Here is a 24,071-nt window from a genome sequence, read left to right on the forward strand (position 1 = left end):
CCAAGTTAGATAACTGTTGTTTTTGACAAAACAGAAAATTAACTTATATAATTGGTTGCTGTTTGATTATAGGAAAATAGAGGTGTGGCACATGTCTGAGATGACAACAGGTTATCTGTACAAGAGGATCCGGCTTGAACGCGGTTTAAGAATTGCAGATGTCGCAGGTGAAATCAGCGTCAGTACAGTTTCTAAGTTTGAAAATGGCCATTCCGAGATCTCTGCCGAAAAGCTCATGCAACTGCTTAATAAATTAGGCATGGATGCTACCGAATTTTTTGAAATTCTTGACTATTCTCAACATCAAAAACACATTTCGACAAACTTATCGCAAAAAGGTTTTATAAAAACACTAAACCAGTTAGGCCTTGAACAAGATATTGACGGCCTTAAAAAATTCCGTTTACGGTTCACTAAACAATTCAATAAAACGCAAAGTAGGCTTTGCAAGTTACAAGAAATTATCGTTTCGTCAATTCTTCTCGACGCTCAAAACTCCCGAGAATTGCTACCATCCTCAGATTCAAAGTTCGTCAATGACTATCTGATGGAAAGAGATGTCTGGTACACACTTGAATATATGCTCTACGGTGACTGTATTTCGTTTGTTCAGCCACAAGACTTCCAACGACTATATACAAAGTTTTTAACAATTCATTTTTCTTTCATGCAGCGAAGCGATTATATAAATCTTTTTTTTCAGTCCTTTTACAATACTGCTGTTGCATTATACTATCGTGATAAATTTTCAGAAGCCATCCAAACGCTCGATCATCTAAAGGAACAACAGTTGCCGGATAATCTTTTTTTTATTCGATTACAGCTACGTTTATTACGAACCTTATGTTTATACAAACTGACTAAAAGCCAAGAAACAGCAATTGAATTGGCTTCATTACTGAAAGTCATTTTCAAAATTAGTCCTGCCTTTGGTCGTCGCTGGAAAGATGAATTCCATTTCTACGAACCAACAGCTGATAGTTTCTAGATCAATTGGTATTGATTCAGGAACTTGCACGAGATCATGAAAGACAGCAAAAGAAGGCAGCTTCAGTTCCCGATAAGGGATCTGAAGCCGCCTTCTTTCATGACTTAACAGATTATCTCTCTTTATCCCGAATTGCCTTTTGCTGATGCGCTGGCTTTGCGAAGATCATGCGCCCTGCAGCCGTTTGTAAGGCACTGGTGACAATCACTTCTAACGGTTTGTTCATGTAGAACTTGCCGTCTTCAACAACGACCATGGTGCCGTCTTCCAGATACGCGACCCCTTGCTGGCGCTCAGAGCCGGATTTGATGACGGTGACCGTCATGCCTTCACCGGGAATGACATCTGGTTTCAGCGCATTGGCTAAAGCGTTGATGTTGAGCACTGGCACATTTTGGAACTGGGCTACTTTGTTAAGGTTAAAATCATTCGTCATGACGATGCCATCTAGCAATTTAGCGAGCTTAAGCAGCTTGCTGTCGACTTCGGTCATATCTTCGAAATCGCCTTCATACATCTCAATATGAATGTCTTTATCCTTTTGCATGGCATTGAGAATATCCAATCCTCGGCGACCACGCATTCTTTTCATGGAATCTGCGGAGTCGGAGATTAGCTGAAGCTCATGCAAAACAAAATTGGGCACGAGCATGGTGCCTTCGATAAAACCGGTTTTGGCGATGGCCTGAACACGACCATCAATGATCACACTGGTATCCAGCAACTTGTACTTGCGGAAATGATCGCCGACCTTACGTTCTAACACCTGATCATTTTCCGTATCTGCAGTTCGGCGGTTACGGAAGCTCAAAAGCCGCCGCCACTCTTCGCTGCGTGTCGTACCCACCCGAAAACCCAAGTAACCGAATAATAGCATGATGATGAGTGGTAGGAAGATATTCAGCGGTGCAACGAAGCCATAGAACGGAATTGAAATAATTGCTGCCAAGATCAAGCCGATTATCGTGGACAAGCTGCCAAACAACAAGTAGCTTGGCGACTTTGTGTTCAGTGTCTTCTCCAACACTTTCAACCGACCTAGAATCCAACCAACGCTGAGGCTTGCCAACAGCAGGAAAACAACGCCGCCAATCAAGCCGTCAATTAACAGATTGTTCAGAAAATGGTTGTCTGCCCAGCCGATCAAATCCCAAAACGGCGGCAAGGTGCCCATCCCGACCCCAATGCCAATCAGGCCGAAGATGATATAGATAATTCGTTTCTTCATAAAATGACCCCCTTTCTTAGTTTAATTAAAGACCTTATGCAGCGCTTCGGCAATGCTTGTAACACCAATGACTTGAATATCTTTTGGCGCATGCCAGCCTTGCAAGTTGTTACGTGGTACAAAAATCCGCTTGAAACCCAGTTTGGCCGCCTCTTTGACACGTTCTTCGATCCGATTGACGCGGCGCACTTCCCCCGTCAATCCGATTTCACCGACAAAACAATCTGTCGGTGAAATCTCCTTATCTCGATAAGATGACGCAATTGCCACAGCCATGGCGAGGTCAATCGCCGGCTCATCGAGTTTCACACCGCCTGTTGCCTTGAGATAGGCGTCCTGATTTTGCAACATCAAGTTAGCCCGCTTCTCAAGAACGGCCATGATCAAGCTCACGCGATTGTGATCCAACCCACTGCTCGTCCGTTTAGCATTGCCATACATCGTTGGACTGATTAAGGCTTGAATCTCGACTAAGATTGGTCGGGTGCCTTCCATCGAAACAACCACCGCAGAACCGGTTGCCCCCGCCAAGCGTTCTTCCAAGAAGATTTCCGAGGGATTGGCGACTTCCTGTAACCCGTCTTGATGCATTTCAAAAATGCCGATTTCATTGGTCGATCCAAATCGATTTTTGACGGATCTTAAGATTCGATACGTGTGGTGCATGTCGCCTTCAAAATAGAGCACCGTGTCGACCATATGCTCAAGAATCTTCGGCCCGGCAATCGCCCCTTCCTTAGTGACATGGCCAACGATGAAAATGGTCACGCCTTTGGACTTGGCAATGCGCATCAGTTCTGCCGTCACTTCGCGAATCTGTGCCACAGAACCGACCGCTGAATTCATTTCTGGCACATTCATAGTTTGAACGGAGTCGATCACAACGTAATCCGGCTGCATTTGGTTGATGACGTCTTCAATACTCGGCATGTCGGTTTCGGGATACAAGTACATCCCCGAATTTGCCACGCCAAGCCGGCCAGCCCGCATTTTGATCTGACTGGCACTTTCTTCGCCAGAGACATACAAAACGGTTCCGCCGGTATTAGCCAACTGCCCTGATACTTGTAATAGCAAGGTTGATTTACCAATCCCCGGATCCCCGCCGATCAGCACCAGTGACCCTGGCACCACTCCGCCGCCAAGCACCCGGTTCAGTTCATCTAAGCCAGTCTTGACGCGCGTTTCTTTGGTGATCGTCACATCGTTCATCCGCGTCGGCTTTACCTTACTGCCGGCTGCTGTTTGTCGCGGCACAGACTTGCTTGAACTGACGGTTTCTTCCACTAAGGTGTTCCAGCCGCCGCAATTTGGACACCGGCCTAGATAAGTGGCTGAAATATAGCCACAGTTTTGGCAAACATATTGTGTTTTTGCTTTCGCCATATTATCCCTTCAATAGTTACGCTTTATCGGTTGAACCGAACCCGCTTTGTCGCTTGGCTAGGCCGCCTTCATCGCCGTCTGCCAATAGGAATGGCATGAAAATACCTTGACCGATGCGATCGCCTTTTTTAATCACGACATCGCGCGGGAAAAAATTAAGTAGCTGAATAAAGATTTCGCCTTCATTGGCTGGATTGTTATAGTAATCCGCATCAATCACGCCAATCCCGTTCGGCAACACCAAGCCATGCTTCAATGGACTGCTCGAACGATTCGCTAGCACTAAAACTTCATTGGGCTGCATATAGGCTTTGATCCCAGTCGGCACCAAGTAAGGTTTCAACACCTTCTTAGCGCGCTCAAAGTCTTTATTGGTCAGTGGGTGCTCATTTTTAATCAAGCGGAAAAGCCGGATAAAGTCGTACCGCCAAATACTTCTTAAGACGAAGTCCTCACGTGCATAAAAGTCGTAACCAGCGGCCTGCTTCGTCTGCCGGGTCGGCAAAGTTAAATCTTCATCTTGATACTTTGAAACAATCTCAAAACCTCGGGTCTTCATAGCTGCCTCCATTTAAATAGTGTCCAAAGTATCATACCATGCGGGCACATGGCACGGCCATGGTGAAAGGGCTTCCCTTCTTGTAATTATACCGCGTTCCTGATAGATTTGGGGTAGTAGACAGGTTATTAAACAGGCAAACATGTAAGCGTCTGAAGCTGCTTAAGAATCCTCTAAAAGTTTACCTGTACCATCACGAATTGACCCAAGGAGGTGCCCCATGGAATTCCAACGAGAACCAGGTCGTTTTTTTAACACGGACTGGGACGGCCGCTTAATGGCCGAAGTCACTTTTCAAGACATTGATGACGGTCACGCGTGGGCGGTTGACCATACGTTTGTTGACGAAAGCTTGCGCGGTCAAGGGATTGCCGGCCAGCTGATTGAAACAGTCGTGGCTGCAGCTCGCAAGGAAAACAAAACGATTGAACCGCTTTGTTCATACGCCGTCCATGCTTTCCACAATCACCCCGAATATGCCGATGTCTTGCGGCCAACAAAAGAAGCTTAATCGTCCGCCGTACCGACATCATCACAGCAACAAAAAAAGCCGCTATGAGCGGCTTTTTTGGTGAGCGCAAGCAGACTCCCTTAGAAACCTGCAACCGGGTAATAGGCGACAATCGTCTATGCTAGCCGATCATTCCAGCGATTCTTCTTAGTTGGCAACAGGAAGTAAATCAATAACCAGATTTGACCGATGATTGGCACATACCAAAGCAAAACCCACCAACCACGGCGATCCGTGTCATGCAAACGCCGAACTGACAGCGACCAATTGGCAATAAAAATAATGAAATTAATCAGTGATGCAAGAAAGGTTTCTTTTCCAGGCTGAAAATTCAAAACACGCGTGACGTTCATGCCAAAAATATTAAATAAAATCGTCATGATGACATAGCCAACGATAACATTAAGCAACCACGGCCACCAAAATTCACGCCGCGACGCCGTGCCAGAAAAGTTGCCTAAATGCTTAAAATAGTTCTGATATGCCTTAACCATAAGCTTAAAACCACCTAACTAGATAATTGTATGTCCAAATAATACTGGACATAGTCTAAATTATACTTTTAGTAAGTGTTTATTAAAAGTAAAATACCCCGAAACTTCTTATTCTGAGAATCTGCAGCATTTTGTTGAATAGATTAACGAGCTTGTGCCACTCAATGATCCATTGATTTTCCATCTTTAAATTCAAATTAAAATGAGGTAAGGTTTCTTTAATGCAATAAAAAGGAGATCGCCTATGTCAGAAATTACATTTGATCAAATTAAAGACTTTCAAGCCCAACTAGCCAAACAGCCGGCTGCCGGCGCCACAGCTCGTGCGGTGCAAAACGTTGGCCCACAAGCTGCAAGTCGCGAACCCATTGACGGCGAAGATATGAAACCGGTCTTTTCTCTTGATCTTGATACCGGTACCGTTGCTAACCAAAAGAAAAGTGGCCGCTGTTGGCTCTTTGCCACCCTCAATACCGTTCGCCACGGCATTGCTGATGAATTCGGCATTAAGGACTTCGAGTTTTCACAAAACTACAACGCCTTCTTTGATCGTTTGGAAAAAGCTAATTTATTTTATGAAAACATTTTAGCAACGGCCGATAAACCGCTTGATGACCGCGAAGTTGCCGATTATCTGAGTGGCCCGGATCAGGATGGCGGTCACTATGATCAGGCTGAAGCACTGATCGAAAAATACGGTCTAGTCCCTAAGTCAATCATGCCAGAAACCTACAACAGCGAAAAAACGGTTGAACTCAACAGCGTTTTGAATGAGAAGCTGCGCAAAGATGCCAAAGTCTTGCGTGAGTTGAAACAGGCCAACGCTGGCGATGACGCCATTGCCGCTAAAAAACGCGAATTTCTCAGCGTTGTTTACCGCATTCTCGCATACACTTTTGGCAACCCGCCAACCCAATTTGACTTTGAATATCGCGATGATAAGAAGCAGTACCACCGCGACACCAACCTGACCCCGCAGTCTTTCTTCAAAAAATATGTGAAGTGGCATTTTGACGATTACGTTGTGGTTGCGAGTGATCCGGAGCCGAACAAAAAATATCATCAGCTGTATACCATCGCTTCAGCGAACACCGTTGTCGGCGGTCATCCCCTGACCATTCTGAATCTACCACCTGACCAGTTGAAAAAACTGGCTTTAACCCAGCTACAGGCCGGTGAAGCCGTTTGGTTCGGCAATGATGTGCTCGCTGATATGGATCGCAAATCTGGCACGCTTAAAGGCGGGCTGTATAACTATAGTGACTTATTCGATCTTGATCTTCATTTCGACAAAACTGATCGAATTGTGACCACCGAAGCAGAAATGTCACATGCTATGACGCTGACCGGCGCTGATGTTGTTGACGGCGAGGTCACCAAATGGAAAGTCGAAAATTCTTGGGGCAAAGATAACGGTCACGATGGCTATTTTGTTGCTGATGCATCTTGGTTCGACCAATATGTTTATGAAGTGGTCGTTCGCAAAGATCTGCTCGATCCAGCTGATCAAGCAGCACTTAAAGCAACACCAATTAACGTACCAGTCTGGGATTTCCTGAATTAAATTAGACTTGTATGCTAGACTAATGATGTTCGACAAAGGCAGTGCACCTACATGCTAGCTCATGCTTTCATGAACGCGCTTGTCTTCGTCTTCATAACGCGCTTGCAGTCGCAGAAGCCTGCACATCAGGACCTTGAGTTCAAATGGCCAAGTTCGGTCCATTTGAGTTCAAGCCCGCTTATGCTCCGGCTTCTAAGCGCTTCTGCTCGCGCTTAACTTTAACGCGCTCGCCAGCCCAGAAACCTGCGTGTAAGGACCCCAGATGCAATGGCCAAAACCGGGCAATCACATCTGGCGCCGCTTACACTCCTGTTTCTAACCGGGCTGGCTCGCGCTCACAAAAAAGGAGTGTCTTTTAATGTCTGCAGAAATTACCACTGGCGATCTGGCTCAATTCAAACAAGATCTCCAAGCCACACCCGGTGCATCCGCTCTTCAAAAAGCGGTCATGAACAACGGTATCAACGCAACTGCTGAGAACACCGACAGCAAAGTTGCCATGACCCCGACTTTTTCTATTGAACTTGATACCGGCAGCGTTGCCAACCAAAAGCAAAGTGGCCGTTGCTGGATGTTTGCCGCCCTCAACACGATGCGTCACGGCATTCAAGCACAATTTAAAATTAAAGACTTCGAACTTTCTCAGAATTACACCTTCTTCTGGGACAAATTTGAAAAATCCAATTATTTTTATGAAAATGTTCTGAAAACCGCCGATCAACCACTCGACAGCCGTAAAGTTGCCTTTTTGATGACCACACCACAACAGGATGGTGGTCAGTGGGATATGTTGTCTGCTTTGATCGAAAAATACGGGATCGTTCCTAAGTCCGTGATGCCGGAAACTTACAGCTCAAGTAAAAGTAGCGAGTTGAACGGTTTGTTGAACTTAAAGTTGCGCAAGGACGCCGTTGCGCTTCGCAAACTGGTTGCTGATAAAGCAAGCGATGCTGATATTGAAGCAGCTAAGCAGAAAATGTTAGCTGAAGATTATCGGATTTTGGCTTACACCTTAGGCAACCCGCCGACGAAGTTCGACTTCGAATATCGCGATGATGATAAGCAGTATCATATTGACCGCGAACTCACCCCGCAGACCTTCTTCAAGAAGTACGTTGCATGGAACCTTGATGATTACCAAAGTATCATCAATGCGCCAACTGACGACAAGCCATACAACCATTTATACACGGTTGAAATGCTCGGCAACGTTGTCGGTGGCCGCGAAGTTCGGCACTTGAACCTCGATATCGATACTTTCAAAGCCTTGGCCGTTAAGCAACTCAAGGCAGGCGAATCAGTTTGGTTCGGTTCTGATGTTGGTCAGAGTTCTGATCGGCAATTGGGCATCATGGATACCAACATCTATAAGAAGGATGATCTTTTCAACACCGACTTCACCATGACCAAGGCGGAACGCCTCGATTACGGCGAAAGCCTCATGACTCACGCAATGGTCCTCACCGGCGTTGACATTGTCGACGGCAAGCCAACCAAGTGGAAGGTTGAAAACTCTTGGGGCGACAAGGTCGGTGACAAAGGCTATTTTGTGGCCAGTGATTCTTGGTTTGACGAGTTCGTTTACCAAGTTGTCATCTCCAAAAAGTACCTGTCAGCTGACTTGCAAGACGTCATCAAGAACGAATACGACAAACCAACCGTTCTGGCCCCATGGGATCCAATGGGTGCTTTAGCTTCCAAATAAGTCCATACGAATTGGTAAGCTGTCATATTGCAAAGCCTCACGGTCAATGATCGTGAGGCTTTTTGCTGTTCGCAACCCCCTTGCGAAACCATCAAAAAATGTTTTGCTAGTTGACGTATCGAACTTTTTTGATTAAAGAAAAATGTGGTATTCTGGTGACACATCGTAACCACGCGTTTTTTGATACCGGAGTCATCTCAGAAAACGCTCACTTTGGAGGGCAATGTATGGGGACACAATTCGCCTTTGACTGGCGCCAAATCATTCATTCACGAAAAAACATGGCCGTACTCGGGTTGTTCATGGCCGCTTTTATCGTGGCGTTTTTCGCTTTAAGTTGGACCAAACGGCTCGATGTCACTCAAACATCACAAGCAACAGCCAACGCTGCGTTGGCCAACTATGCTGAATATAATCTGGATACGTTGAGTCAAGCACAAAAACCATTATTGGCTAATCTTGACGCCCAAAATTCAGCAACCGGCGTCATTGGCTTGGGCCTGCAGCTTGATGAGCCTGACACTACCCGTAATGGGCTGCTTAGTTTACGTACGGCGCAGCTAGCCATGCGCCAACATCATTACAAAGCGCTCAACACGATGCCGCTGCCACCGTTGCATCAGCTTACTGGCGATGTGCGGAGCCTGAACGTTTTAAAATCTGAAGGCCGGCCGGCTGCAACAAGCGTTAGCACAAGTGCTTCTTATATTGTTTTGGTGTTACCTTATCTCGGCTGGATCACTGGCGCTGCTGCGATATTGCTCAGTTGCGACAGTTGGATCGAGCGGCGGCGACACCGGACACTCATCACTGCTCGTCCTTTGACAGCTGGCCTTGCGGGGAGCAGCCGCCTACTAATGCTTACCGGGTTTTACATCTTAACGCTGCTTGCCGGTTTTGCTTTGATGGTTGCGACACCAGCCCTGATAGCTGGCCTAGGTGACTTCAATTATCCGATCGCCGTCATGGGTACAGCCATACTGCCATTGTGGCAATACATACTTTTGTTTGGCGGCCTGACAATCTTAGCCGGTATTTGGCTCATCAGTTTTAGTATGCTAGTCAATACTTGGATCACCAACGTTTATCTGACCGCCTTTATCGTCATGGCAGCCGGATTATTGCCAGTCATGCTGCCACAGCTCTTCCATTTTCTGTGGTTCCTGCCAATGCCATATCTAGACAGTTACGCGACATTAAGCGGCACCTTAGTGGATCGCTTGAACCAGCCACTTGCTAGCGTCGTCATTGGCACTGGTTTGCTGTTTCTCTGGACCTTTGTTAATCTCTTTATCTTTGGCCTACGTGTCAAAAAGGAGGCAGCATGATGGCTTATTTTCGTTTTCAGTTCCACCAGCTGCTGACTAACCGGAAAAATCTAGCGGTAATTGGTATCGCCTTAGTTGCCCTGATCTGCCAATTTGTCTTTTTCCCACCGAACACCACACCGGTCGAGTTACCGACAGCAACTGTTTTAACCCGTGATCGCGATAAAAATATTGCCTTTGTCAACGAATCGCACGGGCCTAATACCGCTGTGTGGGTGCCATCAACACGCGAATTTGCTAAGATTGAAACCCAGATGTTAACAGCGCAAAAGCAAGGAAAAAATAAAGCTTACGTTCGCGCAACTATCAACTATCTCGGCTTTTTGCGAAGATATGCTGCTAATCCCGATGCCCAAAGCAGTCCGTTCCATTACCCGCTCACCTATTATTACGAAAATCGTCAATATCCCGATGCTGATGCTGCTTACGCTAATGTTGTTTTAACGCAATCACTAATACCTTTGGCAAAACAAGCACATCCAGATGTATCGACAATTCATCAGCAAACATTCTGGCAGACACTTTTCCGCGGCGCACTGGGTGGCTGGCTGACAGCGTTGTTGCTCATCACCATTCTGCTTGCGAATGATCTGCTGACCAGCGAGCAACGTCATCGCAGTATTGCGCGTTCTTTGCCGCTTAGTCCGTGGCATGCCATCAATACCAAAACGCTGACGGTACTTGGTACCCTCGCCGGGGCAGTCACCCTGCTGATTGGTGTGACTGCTGTATGTGTCATCCCCTTCCATGGTCTTGGTTCACTAACCACAGCCATCAGTAACTTTGCCAAAAACGGGTCTTACGCTTATGTCCAGCCACTGGCACTTGGTTCTGCTTTACTCATGATGCTTGGTTTGACTGTACTGCTCATGTGGCTGTTCATTCGACTTAACTTGCTTTGCCAGTTGCTCTTTCACAACGAATTGATCGGACTGGTTCTCAGCGCCCTACTGCTCTTTGGCGAACCGCTCTATTTCATGCAAGGTCTAGCCTTCTCCGTACCCCAAACAGCCTACTATCTGCCTAGTTACATGAATCCAGCAGCCATCGTCAACGGCCTACAAAATTTCAGATACGATACCGGCCAAATGACACCGTTATCTGGGGTCATCGTGATTGGCAGTGTCATTGTCCTGCTAGAAATCATGCTGTTCATCGTGACACATCGCCGACATGCTGCGACGGTTAAATAGAGCGCGAGCTGGCGCGGTTAGAAACCAGCGTGATGCGTACGCATTTTACAGGAGGGTACATCATGGAATTGCAACTGCAAAATCTTGCATTAAGTTTTAAAAACAAACCCAACGTCATTCACGACATCAGCCTCACCATGAATGGCGGATCAATCGTCGGAATTGTCGCCCCCAATGGTACCGGCAAAACTACCTTGCTGCGCTTGATTCTCAATGATCTAAAACCACAAGCAGGCAAAGTGCTGGTAGATGGTAAAAGTTATGGTAGTCAAAAACAAAGCCTTGCGCTGCACCGGCAGATGTGCCTTTTCCCAGTTCAAGATGATCTTTATCCAGATTTATCCGGCAAAGCGCACCTCGAGTATTATGCCAAGCTGTGGCACAATCGTTCGAAGAGCGTGAAACAGATTATCAATGTGCTTGACATGCGGGACTACATCAATCAACCGGTGCGTACCTATTCAATGGGCATGAAACAGCGATTATGTTTTGGCATGGTCATGGCGGCCAACACCCCAATCATGCTGTTGGATGAATTTATGAACGGACTTGACACGATCAATGTTGCGCGAATGTCTCGCATTTTGCGCGGCTTACGCGCAGAAGGCAAACTGATTATCACGGTCTCCCACTTGCTGAACAATCTGCAAGGGTACGCCGACCTCATCTACTTCATGCGTGACGGGAAGATCATCAAAACCATCGACCAACACGAACAGCAGCCTTTATATGTGCAGGTTGCTGAAGAAAATGCCAGCCGTTTACCACGTATGCCGTGGGAACATTATCCCAACGGTATGTTGGTGCTGCCAATCCAAAAATTGCCAGGTGAGCATTTCAATCAACTACTGTTGGGTTTAGCAGCCCACCATATTCCCTTCAAACTTGGGCCACTCGATCTTGATACTTATTTCAACGAATTTTACGAAACTGATCAATGAAATAAAAACAACATAACGTAACTCATGCCGCTGTTTCTTATTCATTAGTGGCCGACAATACAACTAAATTTATTATTCAGGCGAACGAATGCCGCAAGTTCGCCTTACAATATGTCGTGATTCTGCTACAATGACGGTATTACTTTTCAGGAGGCTCAAAAATGGCGTCAGGCTTGACTGCTAATAAGAAACTGCGACATAAAATTACTGCCGCGGCTTTACTGGTAACCCTCGGTGTCGTCTATGGCGATATCGGGACGTCACCACTATACGTAATGAAATCAATCGTTGCTGGCAACGGCGGCATGGGACATTTTGATACTGACTTTTTGGTCGGCTCAGTGTCCTTGATTTTCTGGACCCTGCTCATTATCACCACGGTTAAATATGTCTTGATTGCATTACGGGCTGATAACAATGGTGAAGGCGGGATCTTTGCGCTGTATACGCTTGTTCGCCAGCGTGCTCGTTGGTTGGTACTGCCCGCCATGGTTGGCGGTGCTGCTCTGCTGGCAGATGGGATGCTGACACCGGCTGTGACCGTCACAACCGCGATTGAAGGTTTGAAGGGTGTCCATATTAACGGCAACATCTTAATCGACAATCAGCAACAGGTGATTTGGGTCACCATTTTGATCATTACCTTCCTGTTCTTCATTCAGCGATTTGGTACCGATCTGATTGGTAAGGCGTTTGGTCCGATCATGTTTGTCTGGTTTACATTCTTAGGCGTTGCTGGCTTTATTGCCTTGTCAAAGGACTGGTCCATGTTGCGCGCCTTGAACCCTTATTACGCACTCCATTTACTGGTCAGTCCAGACAATAAAATGGGGCTCTTCATTCTTGGCAGTATTTTCCTAGCAACCACCGGTGCTGAGGCATTGTATTCTGACATGGGCCATGTTGGTCGCGGTAACATCTATCTCAGCTGGCCATATGTCAATATCTGTTTGGTGCTCAACTATTTTGGCCAAGCTGTCTGGTTGGATCAAAATTCAAAAGTAACGGCGTTCAACAAGATTACCGACTTCAACCCGTTCTTTCAGATGTTGCCAGAAAGCATCCGGTTAGGCGCAATTATTTTAGCAACCTTGGCGGCGATCATCGCGTCACAAGCATTGATTTCCGGCTCTTATACACTGGTTTCCGAAGCTATTAAACTGCGCTTCTTGCCACGACTGCACATCATTTACCCAACAAGGTTAAAGGGGCAGCTTTATATTCCAGTCGTCAACACCATTTTATGGTTGGCTTGCTTAGCGATCATTGGCTACTTCAAAACCAGTGCTGAAATGGAAGGCGCTTATGGCTTGGCCATCACCATTACTATGCTGATGACCACCCTACTGTTGTACCAATACCTGCGTTCGCGTCATGCGCCTGCTGTGATTGCGATCGGGACATTGATCTTCTTTAGTGCCATTGAAACAGTCTTCTTCATCTCCAGCGCGGTTAAGTTCTTGCACGGTGGTTATGTCACCGCCATGATCGCGTTTATCATTTTGGCCGTGATGTATGTTTGGCAATACGGTGGCAGAATTCGCGACGACAACACTTATCGAGCCGAAATGGCTTCGCTTTTTTCCTATAAAAATCAACTGTCTGAACTTCGCAACGATCCAGATTATCCAACATACACCACCAACTTAGTTTACATGACCCAAATTGCGAATGACCATTACATCAAAAAGGAAATTCTCTACTCAATTTTGGACAAACGGCCAAAACGCGCACGGGTTTACTGGTTTGTTACTGTCAATGTTACGGATGAACCGTATACCGCCGAATATACAACGGATACGTATGGGACCGATTATATGGTCAACGTCCAACTCTATCTCGGCTTCCGGATGGAACAACAGGTCAACGTGTTCTTACGGCAAATTGTCAATGACATGATGCGTGAAGGTGAATTACCAACGCAACCGCAAAAATACACAACCATTCCGGATCGACAAGTTGGCGACTGGACTTTTGTCTTGCTGCACGAAGAGCTTTCACCGCAGACCCAGATCAAAGGTTTCCAGAAGGCCATCATTCAGGCGCGGCTACGACTCCAGCACATCGCAGTTTCACCCGCGCAATGGTTCGGCCTGGAATATGCGGATACCATCGATGAAACCGTGCCACTAGTTCTTGGTAAAATTCCGATTACCAAACTCAATCGGCTAACGCGTTCCCAAGCAGAAGCTCAACCCGAAGACGAAGACGATTAAGTCGCGTCACTAAAAAGAAGCTATATCTGATGCACAGCATTCTGCTGGGCGCGATATAGCTTCTTTTTTATCCATCAAGTCGGTTTTCGTTTTTTATAAACTTGTCATGTGGACCAGAAAATCGAACTTTTTCGAAACTTTTTACTGCAAGCGGCTTTATGAAGGCTGCTTCGTCTGTTTTTCTGCACGCAACGTTGCCTGAGCAGCAGCGAGACGAGCAACCGGCACCCGATATGGCGAGCACGAAACGTAGCTGACGCCAATTTGGTTAAAGAAGGTCACAGAGTCAGGATCGCCACCGACTTCACCACAGACGCCAATGGTCAGCTGCGGCTTTGTCGCCCGGCCTTTCTCGACAGCCATCTGCATGAAGGCCCCAACGCCTTCCGTATCAACGGTTTGGAATGGATCTGCTGGTAAAATGCCTTTACTCAAATAGTCCGGCAAGAACGAGCCAACATCATCACGGGAATAGCCAAAGGTCAACTGCGTCAGGTCATTAGTCCCAAAACTGAAGAAATCGGCAGCATTCGCAATCTTATCGGCCGTGATGCAAGCACGTGGGGTTTCGATCATGGTGCCGACTTCGTAATCGACTTTGATCCCTTTTGTTGCGACTAGTTGCTTGATTTGATCTGTCACCAATTTCCGAACCCAGATCAATTCAGTCTCGGAGTTGGTCAGTGGAATCATGATGTGCGGGGTGACCTTCATGCCTTCGTCGGCAAGCCGGAATACCGCATGCATCATGGCCCGAACCTGCATCTCATAAATATCCGGGAAGGTCACAGCTAATCGATCACCACGATGCCCCAACATTGGATTGACTTCCTTGAGGGCAGCCATCCGTTCGCGTAGCTGATTTTGCTCTAGGCCAAGATCTTGCGCAACTTCACTGATTTCTCGGCTGTCATGTGGCAAGAACTCATGCAGCGGCGGATCCAAGAGGCGAATCGTCACTGCTTTACCATTCGCAAGCCGGTATAGCTCGTAAAAATCCTGCTCCTGCATTTTTTCTAGCGCTTGTAGCGGCGTCTTGCGACCAGCCGCATCTTTGGCCAAAATCAATCGGCGCATCTGCAACAGTCGTTCTGGTTGGAAAAACATGTGTTCAGTCCGGGTTAAGCCGATGCCATCAGCACCAAATGCCAGTGCTTGCTCCAAATCCTTAGGAGTATCTGCATTGGTAAACACGGCCATGCGACTTGCATCTTTTGCCCATGTCAATAAAGTGGCTAAGCTTTCCTTGACCATCGCCGCCGTTGTGGTGATTTGACCACGATACAAATTGCCAGTGGTACCGTCAACCGATACCCAATCGCCTTCGTGGAGAACGGTTGACCCAACCGTAGCGGTTTTGGCGTGTTCATCAACGCTTAGTGCGTGCATACCGACAACCCCAGTCGCACCCATGCCGCGAGCTACAACCGCTGCATGGGACGTCATCCCACCACGCGCCGTCACAATTGCCTGACTGACAATCATACCTTCAATATCTTCAGGCGAGGTATCTTGTCGCATCAAAATAACTTGATGGCCGGCATCATGCGCCGTTTTGGCATCAGCGGCAGTGAAGTAGACTTCACCAGAAGCCGCTCCTGGTGAAGCTGGCAAACCAGTTGCCAAAACAGTATGCGCGGCCAGCACTTCAGGATCAAATTCCGGATGCAGCATGTCACTGATCGATTTAGGTGCCACCCGCAGAATAGCCTCATGCTGATTGATCAGTCCTTCATTAACTAAATCAACCGCGATTTTCACCGCTGCGGCTGGCGTTCTTTTCCCATTACGCGCCTGTAACAGATAAAAATGGCCGTGTTCAATCGTGAACTCCAAATCCTGCATATCACGATAATGTTGCTCCAGTTTCGTAGCGATGGTTGCCAGCTGATCATAAACTGCTGGCATTTGTGCCTGCAAAACGGCGACCGGCTGCGGCGTCCGCACACCGGAAACCACATCCTCACCTTGTGCGTTCAATAGATATTCGCCGAACAAGGCGCGTTCGCCAGTTGCCGGATCACGTGTAAAGGCAACCCCGGTCCCAGAATCTTCACCAGCATTCCCGAAAACCATGGTCTGAATGTTCACCGCAGTCCCAAGATCTTCAGGGATTTGATTTTCCCGACGATAAATCACGGCTCTGTGGTTATTCCATGACTCAAAGACGGCTGCAATCGCCGCTAACATCTGATCCTTAGGCGCCTGTGGGAACGTTTTGCCTGCCTGCTCATACAGTTGCTTAAATGATGCAATGATTGCTTGCAAATCAGTCGTTGTCAGATCCAAATCTGAAGCATAGCCCTTATCACGTTTCATGGTCGTTAGAACGTCATCAAACGCTTTTTCCGAAAGACCGTAGACCACATTGCCGAACATCGCAAGCAAGCGACGATAACTGTCATACGCAAATCGCGGATCATTCGTGAGTTTTGCCAAAGCCACAACGGTTTGATCATTCAAGCCGATATTTAGGATTGTATCCATCATCCCCGGCATTGAAATCGACGCGCCGGAACGAACCGACACGAGCAACGGGGATGTCTGATCATCGAACTGCTTGCCAGTTGCCTGCTCCAAGGCCGTCAAGTGCGTATCTAATTCTTGCAACAAATCATCTGAGAGACCGTGATTGGTTTGATAGCTGTGGCATGCAGCGGTGGTAATCGTGAATCCCGGCGGCACCGGCAGGCCAAGATTCGTCATTTCGGCCAAATTAGCACCTTTGCCACCTAAAAGTGCGCGCATCTCCATGTTGCCTTCAGCAAATGCATAAATCTGTTTCATCATAAAGTCTTCCTTTCGCTTAATGTGACGTGATATATGTTCGATTTATAATGTATTATTTTTGAAGATAAAACGCAAGCGTTTACACCTAAAATTGGCCTAATTATTTTTTGAATCATTAATGACAACAAAAAAGGGGTCTACACTTTCTGGTGTTGAGAAATAATCAACACTGAACGTGTAGGCCCTTTTTGGATAACGCAAAAAGACACCTACTCAGTGTCCATGCTATGCTTGTTAGCGTCGAAACCAAAAGCAAGCGAGGTTATGAGTAAATGTCCCAATACGATCCTACACTGTCCGTCCTTGGAATACCAGACCATAATATCAAAGTTGCCTTTGTTCGTCATGAATATCGCGGCAACGGGGTACGTCGCCGCCAGTATCATGTGATTGATGCCGAGCTGACTTACCGGTTAACCCGGTGCCCACTGTGTGGCTTTGAGGCCTTGCACCCTAACGGGTTTTATACGGCCCACGTGCGCGTCCTCAATGGGGTTGAAATGCCGACAGTCATTGACTTGCACAAGCAACGATGGCGCTGTCATAACTGTTACCACACAGTCAGTGCCAAGACGCCACTCGTGCAACCCAACCACACGATCGCCGCTCACATGACAGAGCGAATCATGAAGTTAGCGCATGAACGGTTGCCAGTCAAAACCATCGCCCGTATTATCGGAATCTCAGCCTCCTCGGTTCAACGGATCATTGACCAAAATCTCAAACTCCGACCGGCTCGCCGGCTACCCACGCGACTCTGCTTTGATGAGTTCCGTTCCACTCATGGCATGATGTCGTTTATCTGTCTTGATGCCGATTCACATCGTCTGATTGCCTTGCTTGGTGACCGATTCAACCGCACGATTAAAAACTTCTTCATCGCTCATTATTCACTCGCTGAACGCACTCGGGTCCAGACGGTCACCATGGACATGAATGCAGCTTATCAGACGATTATTCATGAGGTTTTCCCCAAGGCCCAAGTCGTCATTGATCGGTTCCATATCATTCAACTTGCGGCTCGTGCCCTTGATCAGGTACGCGTCCAAGCGCTCAAACAGCTTGATGACAAACACAGCCGTCCTTATAAGATCATGAAGACAAACTGGCGGCTTTTTCATCAAACTGCGCCTGACGCTAAACACAAACAGTTCCTGTTTGGTTTGAATGAATACGTCACGCAACAGGAGGCCATCGATATCGCACTTGATACTGAGCCCAAGCTCAAGCAAACCTACGAGACCTACTTAGCGCTTCATGATGCTTTGATGGTGAAGAAACATCCCGCGGAACTGGCAAACCTGTTAGCTACTTACGAGCCAAACGGTACGGCAATGGACATGACGATCGCGACGCTTAAGCGACACAAAGTCGCTGTTCTCGCCGCTGTCACCAGCCCTTATTCCAACGGTCCGATCGAAGGCGTTAACCGCCTCATCAAGTCACTCAAACGATCCTGTTTTGGCTTCAAGAATCAGCTGAACTTCTTCAAACGAATCTACCAAATCACGGCATAACATGACAAAGACGGCTCCCCAAATGGAGAACCGCCTCAAATGATAAATTTATTCTTCAACACCAGTTGACGTAGAGCCCAAAAAAGCCGCTCGCAACAATGTACGAACAGCTTATGGGACAAGGGTTTCAATGAGATATTTAAAAATTCGGTTTTTTGTAATTTTTCCAATCACATGGGTATCGCCAGCATTTTGGACTACCGGCAGCGAATCAACATTGTGTTTAAGGAGCAGTTTGCTGGCCGCGATGATCGATGTATCAGCGGTGACGGTAATCACATTCGGCATGCGGGTCATAACGATGCTCGCTGGTAACGTTGTATCGCGATTAGTAAAGCTTGCTCGTAACAAATCTTTACGCGAGATGAGGCCAACTAAAGCACCATCATCATCTAATACGTACAATGAACCAACGTCGGCTAAAAACAGTTTGGTGACGGCTTCTTCCATCGATGTCGTCAATTTAATCTCCGTCGGCGGCAGTAAGATAGCAGCAATAGTGGTCTGAAAGAACTTTTGGCTATCCATTTGCAACAGATTCTCGCCTTGATACGCATAGCCGACTTTAGGTCGCGCATCTAAGATTCCAATTGTTGTCAACAGCCGTAAATCAGCGCGAATTGTCGCCAAACTAATGTTGAGCTTAGTCGCCAACGTTTCCCCTGTCATCGGACTTTCCGCTTTCAGTAGCTGAATGATTTTATTTTGGCGCTGGGTCAGTTGCGTGACGGCCACCTCCTATTCATTAATGTTAATTATAACATTTTTGCGATATATGACGTGATATTTCGTCGCGAAAAGTTTGGCAACTTATTTGGAGAGGCTGAATACTAGCAAAATAAAGTGGCTGGATCATAATTCTTAGTCAGCTATTAAAAACGAACGGTTTTCAGTTATTGGAAAACCGTTCGTTTTTGACTTCTCATGGATTATTTATTGCGATTTTAAAGACCGTAGTGCCAAGGCGGAGCAATCGTAGGCCAGATGGGGCTCAGCCGTGCAAACAACACAGCGACCGGGCTTTGTCGCTGATGTTGTTAGGCGACTTCGAGACCGCGGGCTTTGCGGGCTCGAAGCGCCGTCTCCGCTCTAGCTACGCGTCGCCACCCCAGCTGGCCGGAGATTGCGTAGTTTGGCACGGCAAAAAAGTTTTAGCCCAGCGACTTTCTACGATTATTCGGAATTTAATGAATCACAAGTCTTGCAAGGGAATTATGGCTCAGCCTCCATAATTTTATAAAGTTTGCTTATCCAGAATGGTTAGCTTGTCATCCAAGGTGTAAACAATTGGTTGGGCATTTCCAATTTCGACCTTGTTGATGCCAGCATTGCTGATGTCTTCCATAAACTTCACCAAGGCGCGCAAAGTAGAGCCGTGAGCGACAATGAGCTGATTTTTCTCGGACAAAAGGCGCGGTGCCAGTTCAGCTGTCCAATACGGTAACAATCGTTGACTCGCATCGGCAAGGCTCTCGCCGCGCGGGATGATCGTGGCTGGATAACGGTGGTAACGCCGGGTTCGACTAGGATTAGCAAGTAATGGCGGGTGTGCGGAAAAACTTCGCCGCCAACTTGCAACCTGATCCGGGCCGAACAGCTTGCGCGTCAAGTCCTTGTTAATACCACGTAAGGCACCGTAATGCCGCTCATTAAGCCGCCAACTTTTCGTGATCGGCAGGTAGTTCTGACCGATCTTATCTTGCACGATGTATGCCGTCATGATTGCCCGCGATAGCACGCTCGTATGAACATGATCAAACAAGATCCCCGTGGACGCAATTTTTTCCCCAGCTGTCTCAGCCTGTGCCTTACCCTCTGCGGTTAAACCCACATCCGACCAGCCGGTATAAGTATTCTTCTGATTGGCGATGCTCTCGCCATGCCTTAACAGGACTAATTTAACCACAAAACGGCCTCCTTAACCCAACTAGTATACCAGACTGCGCGGGCGAGTGGTAAACGCATCAAATAGTGCTGCTTTGCTTAGTTTCATGTTTGTCATTCTACTTCATTGATGAAACCAGCGGAATAGCAATGGACTCAATGGTCAAAGCGAAGCAGTTTTCTTCGCTTAGATCAAGTCCTAGTGGCGAGACGGCGTTGGCCTTGCGCATTAGCTCGAAGTCGTGCCCCACCACTCTAACCAGCTCGGGCTTCCGGAACAAACTCATTAGAAGAGAACTAAAACCCGAACCATCCACATTTTCTCGCTGAACCACGCGAACAGGCCCAGAAGCCTCCACCTAAGGGCGCCTCCCAAAGCCCAGCCATTTAGGCTTGAGGTCGCTTACGTTCCAGCTTCTAACTGGGCCTTTTCCCGCTCTGCATTTTTGCCGGAAAAGCTGGAAAATGATAGGCTACTATATATACGAGATCGGCGAAGGCTTGTCTCTTTGCCTTTAGAAAGAAGGATGCTCATGACCCAGTCGCATAAATCGGTTACGATGGTCGAGCTGTTCTATGATTTAATTTTTGCCTATGCCGTTGGCCGTATGGCGCAAGCGCTTGCACTGCCGACACATGGTTTCATTGCTCCGCGTATGCTTGGTGAGTTTTTGATGATGCTACTTGTTTTCTGGGTGATTTGGACTTACCAAACTGTCTTAGCCAACCGGTACTTTAACAACCAACTAGCCCAAAGTCTCTTTACTCTTTTTAATATGTTCTGGGTCATCGTCTTGAGTACCGCCATCAACGTTGATTTCGTTAAAACAAAATGGTCCTTTCAATTGAGCACCGCCATTTTGTTTTTGAGTGTTGCGATTCAATATGGCCTGATCTGGCGGCAAAAACATGCTGCTTTACCCAAAATTTTTGGTCTGACCTTAACAATTGCTGGCGCGCTGGCACTTGTATCGCCTTTCCTAACCCCATACTCGCTGTCATTCACGGTCTTCTTTTTGGGCGTTGTGGGGGCCAGTTTTGTCCCGCTGCTTTTCTGGCGAACGATCAATGCTGCCCCGGTGGATTTTAGTCATTTGAGTGAGCGTTACTCGCTACTGGTCCTGCTGATTTTCGGAGAAGCGGTTATTGGCGTGGCCGATACGGTTTATAGCGGCTTATCACTGCAGGCCGGTTTGTTTTTCTTTGTGGTTATATTGCTTTTTGTGGCTTATCAGCTAGTTTATGATAACGGCCTTAACCGCCAGATAAAAACAGGCGGTTTGGCAGCTATTCATCTTCATTACCCGTTATTAGCGGCCATCCTTAGCATCAGCACGTTTATCCACCTGTGGTTGACTCAGGAATTAGATCCGCGTTGGTTTGCCGCGGCGATTACCTTGGCTTTAGCTGTTTACTATTTTAGCCTGATTGGCTACTTGCGCGCCTATCCAACCAACAAGATCGACATCGGCTTCAAGCGTTGGTTTTATTTAGGATTTTCACTCATGATTTTTGGGGTATACAGCTTCATGACGGCGGCTATGCCATTGCCGTTTATGCTAGGCTTAACTGCGTATTTGCTGGCCAATACCTTATATCTTTGGCAATTCATTCTCCATCCCAACGACCCGTTGTATAATGAAAGTGATCAATGAAGGGAGAATTCATATGACAACATATGATGTCACATTCAACACCGTCGATGGCAAGTCGCTGATTAAGCGCAACGTGGAAAGCGACCACGAAAACGCCCGGGTCTGGGAGGACGCGGTTGAGCGATTTGACGCCGATCACCTCTACATCAAAATGAACGACAAGACAATGGTCAGCCTTTTGCGGCGCGCCGTTGTTCGTATCGACATGACTGAATTACCTAGTGATGTCGAAAAAAAGGCTAATCGCCGAGATGAATTTCGTAATGCTATGTACACACTAAGTCAAATCGGGCTGTGACCTGATTGCCGCTAAGCCTTGTTGCCATTTCAAATGGCAGCGGGGCTTTTTTGATGGGATCGTTAGCAGATAAAGCTGACTGTGATTGCCTTTAAAAGCAATTGAAATGGCACAAAGACAAAAAATCCTCCGCAACAGCAAAGTCGCGGAGGTCATGATTTTATATTTTTAAAGCACGCTTCTGGCTGAATTAGTCAGCATAGTTGAAGTGTGTTAATGGTGCGTGCTTCACATCAGCAATCGTCTTAGTGCCAGCAAGTTGCATGATGATTTCAAGTTCGTGATCGATCTGCTCGAACACGCTTTGAACACCTTCTGCACCACCCAAAGCCAAGCCATAGATCACTGGCCGACCAAAGGCAACTAGATCAGCACCGGCTGCTAACGCTTTGAAGGCGTGACTGCCGCGCCGAACACCGGAATCAAAGATGATTGGAACGCGCTTGTTAACTGCCTTTGCGATCGCTGGCAAAACGTCGAAGGATGCCGGACCACCGTTCAACTGACGGCCGCCATGGTTGGAAACATAAATCGCGGCTGCACCGGCACCAATTGCGCGCAAAGCATCTTCAGGAGACTGAACCCCTTTGACGATGACTGGCAGATCAGTGTATTCGGCAATTCGACGAACATCGTCTTCACTGATCTTTTGAGCAGCAGAGGCATAAATCTCGCCAATTCCTTTGCCTTTACCGTCACCGGCTGAATACTTTTCCAAGTTCGGCATTGGAATTGGGAACTGGAAGTTGTTAATGATATCTTCTTCACGATAACCATCAACAGTGGCATCAACCGTCAAAATGATGCCCTTCACACCGGCCTTCTTAGCCTCATCGAGCAAGCTCTTGTTGAAATCCCAATCCTTACTCATGTACAGTTGGAACAACTGCGGTGCGCCATTGCCGGCCGCGGCTGTATCAGCGATGGATGTTGAGCTGTAGGTACTCTGAGCCATCAACCCGCCAACGGCTGCAACGCCCCGCGCAGTATCTTTTTCGCCTTGGCTATGAGCCAAACCTTGCGCAGCAGTCGGTGCCATCATAATTGGTGTCTTGAGATCAATGCCCAAGAAGTTGGTGGACAGATCTGGAGAATCAATGTTGGACAATGCCTTAGGAACAATCTGAGCGTGATTAAACGCCTTTGTATTTTCGGCCAAGGTCCACTCATCTTCAGAACCCCCGACGATATAACCATAACCGCCAGTAGGAATAATCTTCTTTGCTTCATCTGCCAATGACGGCAAGTTCAAAATGTTCAATTTCTTTTCTGCATCGCTTTGTTCGTAACCATTAACAACTGTCATGTGTAAAAAGCCTCCCAAAATTGCTTACTTATCAGAACACAGATAAGTGTATCACTTATAATTAGTAAGTAAAGGGATTTTGCTAATTTTTTGTAAGTGGTTATAGTGCGGCTTTGTTCCTACAAAAAAAGAACGCCATCTGTCGGCGTTCTCTCTGGTTTGACCAATCGGAGCCACATCCCCCGATTTAGTCCTCTTTTTTCTTAGTCTTATCTACAACGTCATTGAACTTCTCGGCTACTTTATCTTTTGCTTCGCCAAGTTTTTCTTTCACGTCGCCAGCAATCTGTTGGGCCTTACCCTTAGCTTCGGTTGATTCATCACCAGTTAATTTACCAGCGGTTTCTTTAACCTTGCCGCTAACCTTGTCTTTTGCTGCATCATAATCTGTCATATGATTTCCTCCTTCTTTGCTTAATTTAAGGATACCAAGTTGACATTATGCCATGCCACTTTGGGGCTCACGCAACCTCTAAGGAAAATAAAAAAGTCTGTACAATCGGCGTAC

At 47.1% G+C, this 24,071-nt stretch carries 21 protein-coding genes; 11 read left to right on the forward strand and 10 right to left on the reverse strand.

Annotated elements, in window-relative coordinates:
- Positions 1 to 91 precede the first annotated feature (91 nt).
- Positions 92 to 988, forward strand: coding sequence for a helix-turn-helix domain-containing protein (locus tag AC07KQ_RS11255; RefSeq protein WP_071252432.1), 897 nt, complete (start codon positions 92 to 94; stop codon positions 986 to 988).
- A 112-nt stretch (positions 989 to 1,100) separates the two neighbouring features.
- On the opposite strand, the gene AC07KQ_RS11260 is transcribed toward AC07KQ_RS11255, so the two are convergent.
- Genes AC07KQ_RS11260 through AC07KQ_RS11270 form a run of 3 tightly spaced genes read right to left on the reverse strand, consistent with a single transcriptional unit; the run spans position 1,101 to position 4,161 of the window.
- Positions 1,101 to 2,216, reverse strand: a complete 1,116-nt coding sequence (locus AC07KQ_RS11260; RefSeq protein ID WP_013246013.1) for a PIN/TRAM domain-containing protein — start codon at positions 2,214 to 2,216, stop codon at positions 1,101 to 1,103.
- A gap of 21 nt (positions 2,217 to 2,237) precedes the next feature.
- Entirely contained in the window at positions 2,238 to 3,602 is a 1,365-nt protein-coding gene (gene radA / locus AC07KQ_RS11265) for a DNA repair protein RadA (protein ID WP_003567254.1), read from the reverse strand.
- A 16-nt stretch (positions 3,603 to 3,618) separates the two neighbouring features.
- Complete coding sequence (locus tag AC07KQ_RS11270) at positions 3,619 to 4,161, reverse strand: dCTP deaminase/dUTPase family protein (RefSeq protein WP_003567256.1); 543 nt, start codon at positions 4,159 to 4,161, stop codon at positions 3,619 to 3,621.
- Between the two features lie 220 nt (positions 4,162 to 4,381).
- Between AC07KQ_RS11270 and AC07KQ_RS11275 the strand changes: the two genes are divergently transcribed.
- The gene (locus AC07KQ_RS11275) at positions 4,382 to 4,672 is read left to right on the forward strand and encodes a GNAT family N-acetyltransferase (protein WP_003595964.1); all 291 of its coding nucleotides are present in this window, start codon (positions 4,382 to 4,384) and stop codon (positions 4,670 to 4,672) included.
- Positions 4,673 to 4,788: 116 nt separating this feature from the next.
- On the opposite strand, the gene AC07KQ_RS11280 is transcribed toward AC07KQ_RS11275, so the two are convergent.
- Positions 4,789 to 5,166 (reverse strand): DUF805 domain-containing protein, encoded by a 378-nt coding sequence (locus tag AC07KQ_RS11280; protein WP_003567260.1) that lies wholly within the window; start codon positions 5,164 to 5,166, stop codon positions 4,789 to 4,791.
- 244 nt (positions 5,167 to 5,410) lie between these two features.
- Between AC07KQ_RS11280 and AC07KQ_RS11285 the strand changes: the two genes are divergently transcribed.
- The 6 genes from AC07KQ_RS11285 (at position 5,411) to AC07KQ_RS11310 (ending at position 14,113) form a co-directional block, all read left to right on the forward strand.
- Positions 5,411 to 6,730 (forward strand): C1 family peptidase, encoded by a 1,320-nt coding sequence (locus tag AC07KQ_RS11285; RefSeq protein ID WP_003571381.1) that lies wholly within the window; start codon positions 5,411 to 5,413, stop codon positions 6,728 to 6,730.
- 358 nt (positions 6,731 to 7,088) lie between these two features.
- Positions 7,089 to 8,435 (forward strand): C1 family peptidase, encoded by a 1,347-nt coding sequence (locus tag AC07KQ_RS11290; protein WP_003576225.1) that lies wholly within the window; start codon positions 7,089 to 7,091, stop codon positions 8,433 to 8,435.
- A gap of 227 nt (positions 8,436 to 8,662) precedes the next feature.
- The gene (locus tag AC07KQ_RS11295) at positions 8,663 to 9,763 is read left to right on the forward strand and encodes a hypothetical protein (protein ID WP_003588720.1); all 1,101 of its coding nucleotides are present in this window, start codon (positions 8,663 to 8,665) and stop codon (positions 9,761 to 9,763) included.
- Positions 9,760 to 10,956 carry a hypothetical protein gene (locus AC07KQ_RS11300; protein WP_016386658.1) on the forward strand — a complete coding sequence of 399 codons (1,197 nt, stop codon included), beginning with the start codon at positions 9,760 to 9,762 and terminating at the stop codon, positions 10,954 to 10,956. Before AC07KQ_RS11295 ends, AC07KQ_RS11300 begins: the two co-directional genes overlap by 4 nt.
- 62 nt (positions 10,957 to 11,018) lie before the next feature.
- Entirely contained in the window at positions 11,019 to 11,897 is an 879-nt protein-coding gene (locus AC07KQ_RS11305; protein WP_003567269.1) for an ATP-binding cassette domain-containing protein, read from the forward strand.
- Positions 11,898 to 12,058: 161 nt separating this feature from the next.
- A complete protein-coding gene (locus AC07KQ_RS11310) occupies positions 12,059 to 14,113 on the forward strand; it encodes a KUP/HAK/KT family potassium transporter (RefSeq protein WP_013246017.1) in 2,055 nt (684 codons plus the stop codon).
- A 156-nt stretch (positions 14,114 to 14,269) separates the two neighbouring features.
- Here AC07KQ_RS11310 and ppdK read toward each other — a convergent pair whose 3' ends face one another.
- On the reverse strand, positions 14,270 to 16,900 hold the full coding sequence (gene ppdK / locus AC07KQ_RS11315; protein ID WP_480156640.1) for a pyruvate, phosphate dikinase: 2,631 nt from the start codon (positions 16,898 to 16,900) through the stop codon (positions 14,270 to 14,272).
- 275 nt (positions 16,901 to 17,175) lie between these two features.
- Here ppdK and AC07KQ_RS11320 point away from each other — a divergent pair, with 275 nt between their 5' ends.
- Positions 17,176 to 18,420 carry an ISL3 family transposase gene (locus tag AC07KQ_RS11320; protein WP_013245703.1) on the forward strand — a complete coding sequence of 415 codons (1,245 nt, stop codon included), beginning with the start codon at positions 17,176 to 17,178 and terminating at the stop codon, positions 18,418 to 18,420.
- Positions 18,421 to 18,531: 111 nt separating this feature from the next.
- On the opposite strand, the gene AC07KQ_RS11325 is transcribed toward AC07KQ_RS11320, so the two are convergent.
- The 3 genes from AC07KQ_RS11325 to AC07KQ_RS11335 form a co-directional block, all read right to left on the reverse strand.
- Complete coding sequence (locus tag AC07KQ_RS11325) at positions 18,532 to 19,155, reverse strand: CBS domain-containing protein (RefSeq protein WP_003576237.1); 624 nt, start codon at positions 19,153 to 19,155, stop codon at positions 18,532 to 18,534.
- A gap of 499 nt (positions 19,156 to 19,654) precedes the next feature.
- Positions 19,655 to 20,326, reverse strand: coding sequence for a 2,3-bisphosphoglycerate-dependent phosphoglycerate mutase (locus tag AC07KQ_RS11330; RefSeq protein ID WP_013246019.1), 672 nt, complete (start codon positions 20,324 to 20,326; stop codon positions 19,655 to 19,657).
- A 97-nt stretch (positions 20,327 to 20,423) separates the two neighbouring features.
- Positions 20,424 to 20,663: a hypothetical protein gene (locus tag AC07KQ_RS11335; protein WP_013246020.1), complete on the reverse strand. Its 240-nt coding sequence runs from the start codon at positions 20,661 to 20,663 to the stop codon at positions 20,424 to 20,426.
- A gap of 174 nt (positions 20,664 to 20,837) precedes the next feature.
- Here AC07KQ_RS11335 and AC07KQ_RS11340 point away from each other — a divergent pair, with 174 nt between their 5' ends.
- Together AC07KQ_RS11340 and AC07KQ_RS11345 are read left to right on the forward strand one after the other, a co-directional pair.
- The gene (locus AC07KQ_RS11340) at positions 20,838 to 21,959 is read left to right on the forward strand and encodes a low temperature requirement protein A (protein ID WP_003599717.1); all 1,122 of its coding nucleotides are present in this window, start codon (positions 20,838 to 20,840) and stop codon (positions 21,957 to 21,959) included.
- Between the two features lie 13 nt (positions 21,960 to 21,972).
- Entirely contained in the window at positions 21,973 to 22,257 is a 285-nt protein-coding gene (locus AC07KQ_RS11345) for a chromosome partitioning protein ParB (RefSeq protein WP_003567280.1), read from the forward strand.
- Positions 22,258 to 22,447: 190 nt separating this feature from the next.
- On the opposite strand, the gene AC07KQ_RS11350 is transcribed toward AC07KQ_RS11345, so the two are convergent.
- Both AC07KQ_RS11350 and AC07KQ_RS11355 read right to left on the reverse strand, forming a co-directional pair.
- Positions 22,448 to 23,563, reverse strand: coding sequence for a lactate oxidase (locus tag AC07KQ_RS11350; RefSeq protein ID WP_003588738.1), 1,116 nt, complete (start codon positions 23,561 to 23,563; stop codon positions 22,448 to 22,450).
- A gap of 187 nt (positions 23,564 to 23,750) precedes the next feature.
- On the reverse strand, positions 23,751 to 23,957 hold the full coding sequence (locus tag AC07KQ_RS11355) for a CsbD family protein (RefSeq protein WP_003567284.1): 207 nt from the start codon (positions 23,955 to 23,957) through the stop codon (positions 23,751 to 23,753).
- Positions 23,958 to 24,071: the final 114 nt, after the last annotated feature.

This window comes from Lacticaseibacillus sp. YLM2-1 (assembly GCF_056583465.1).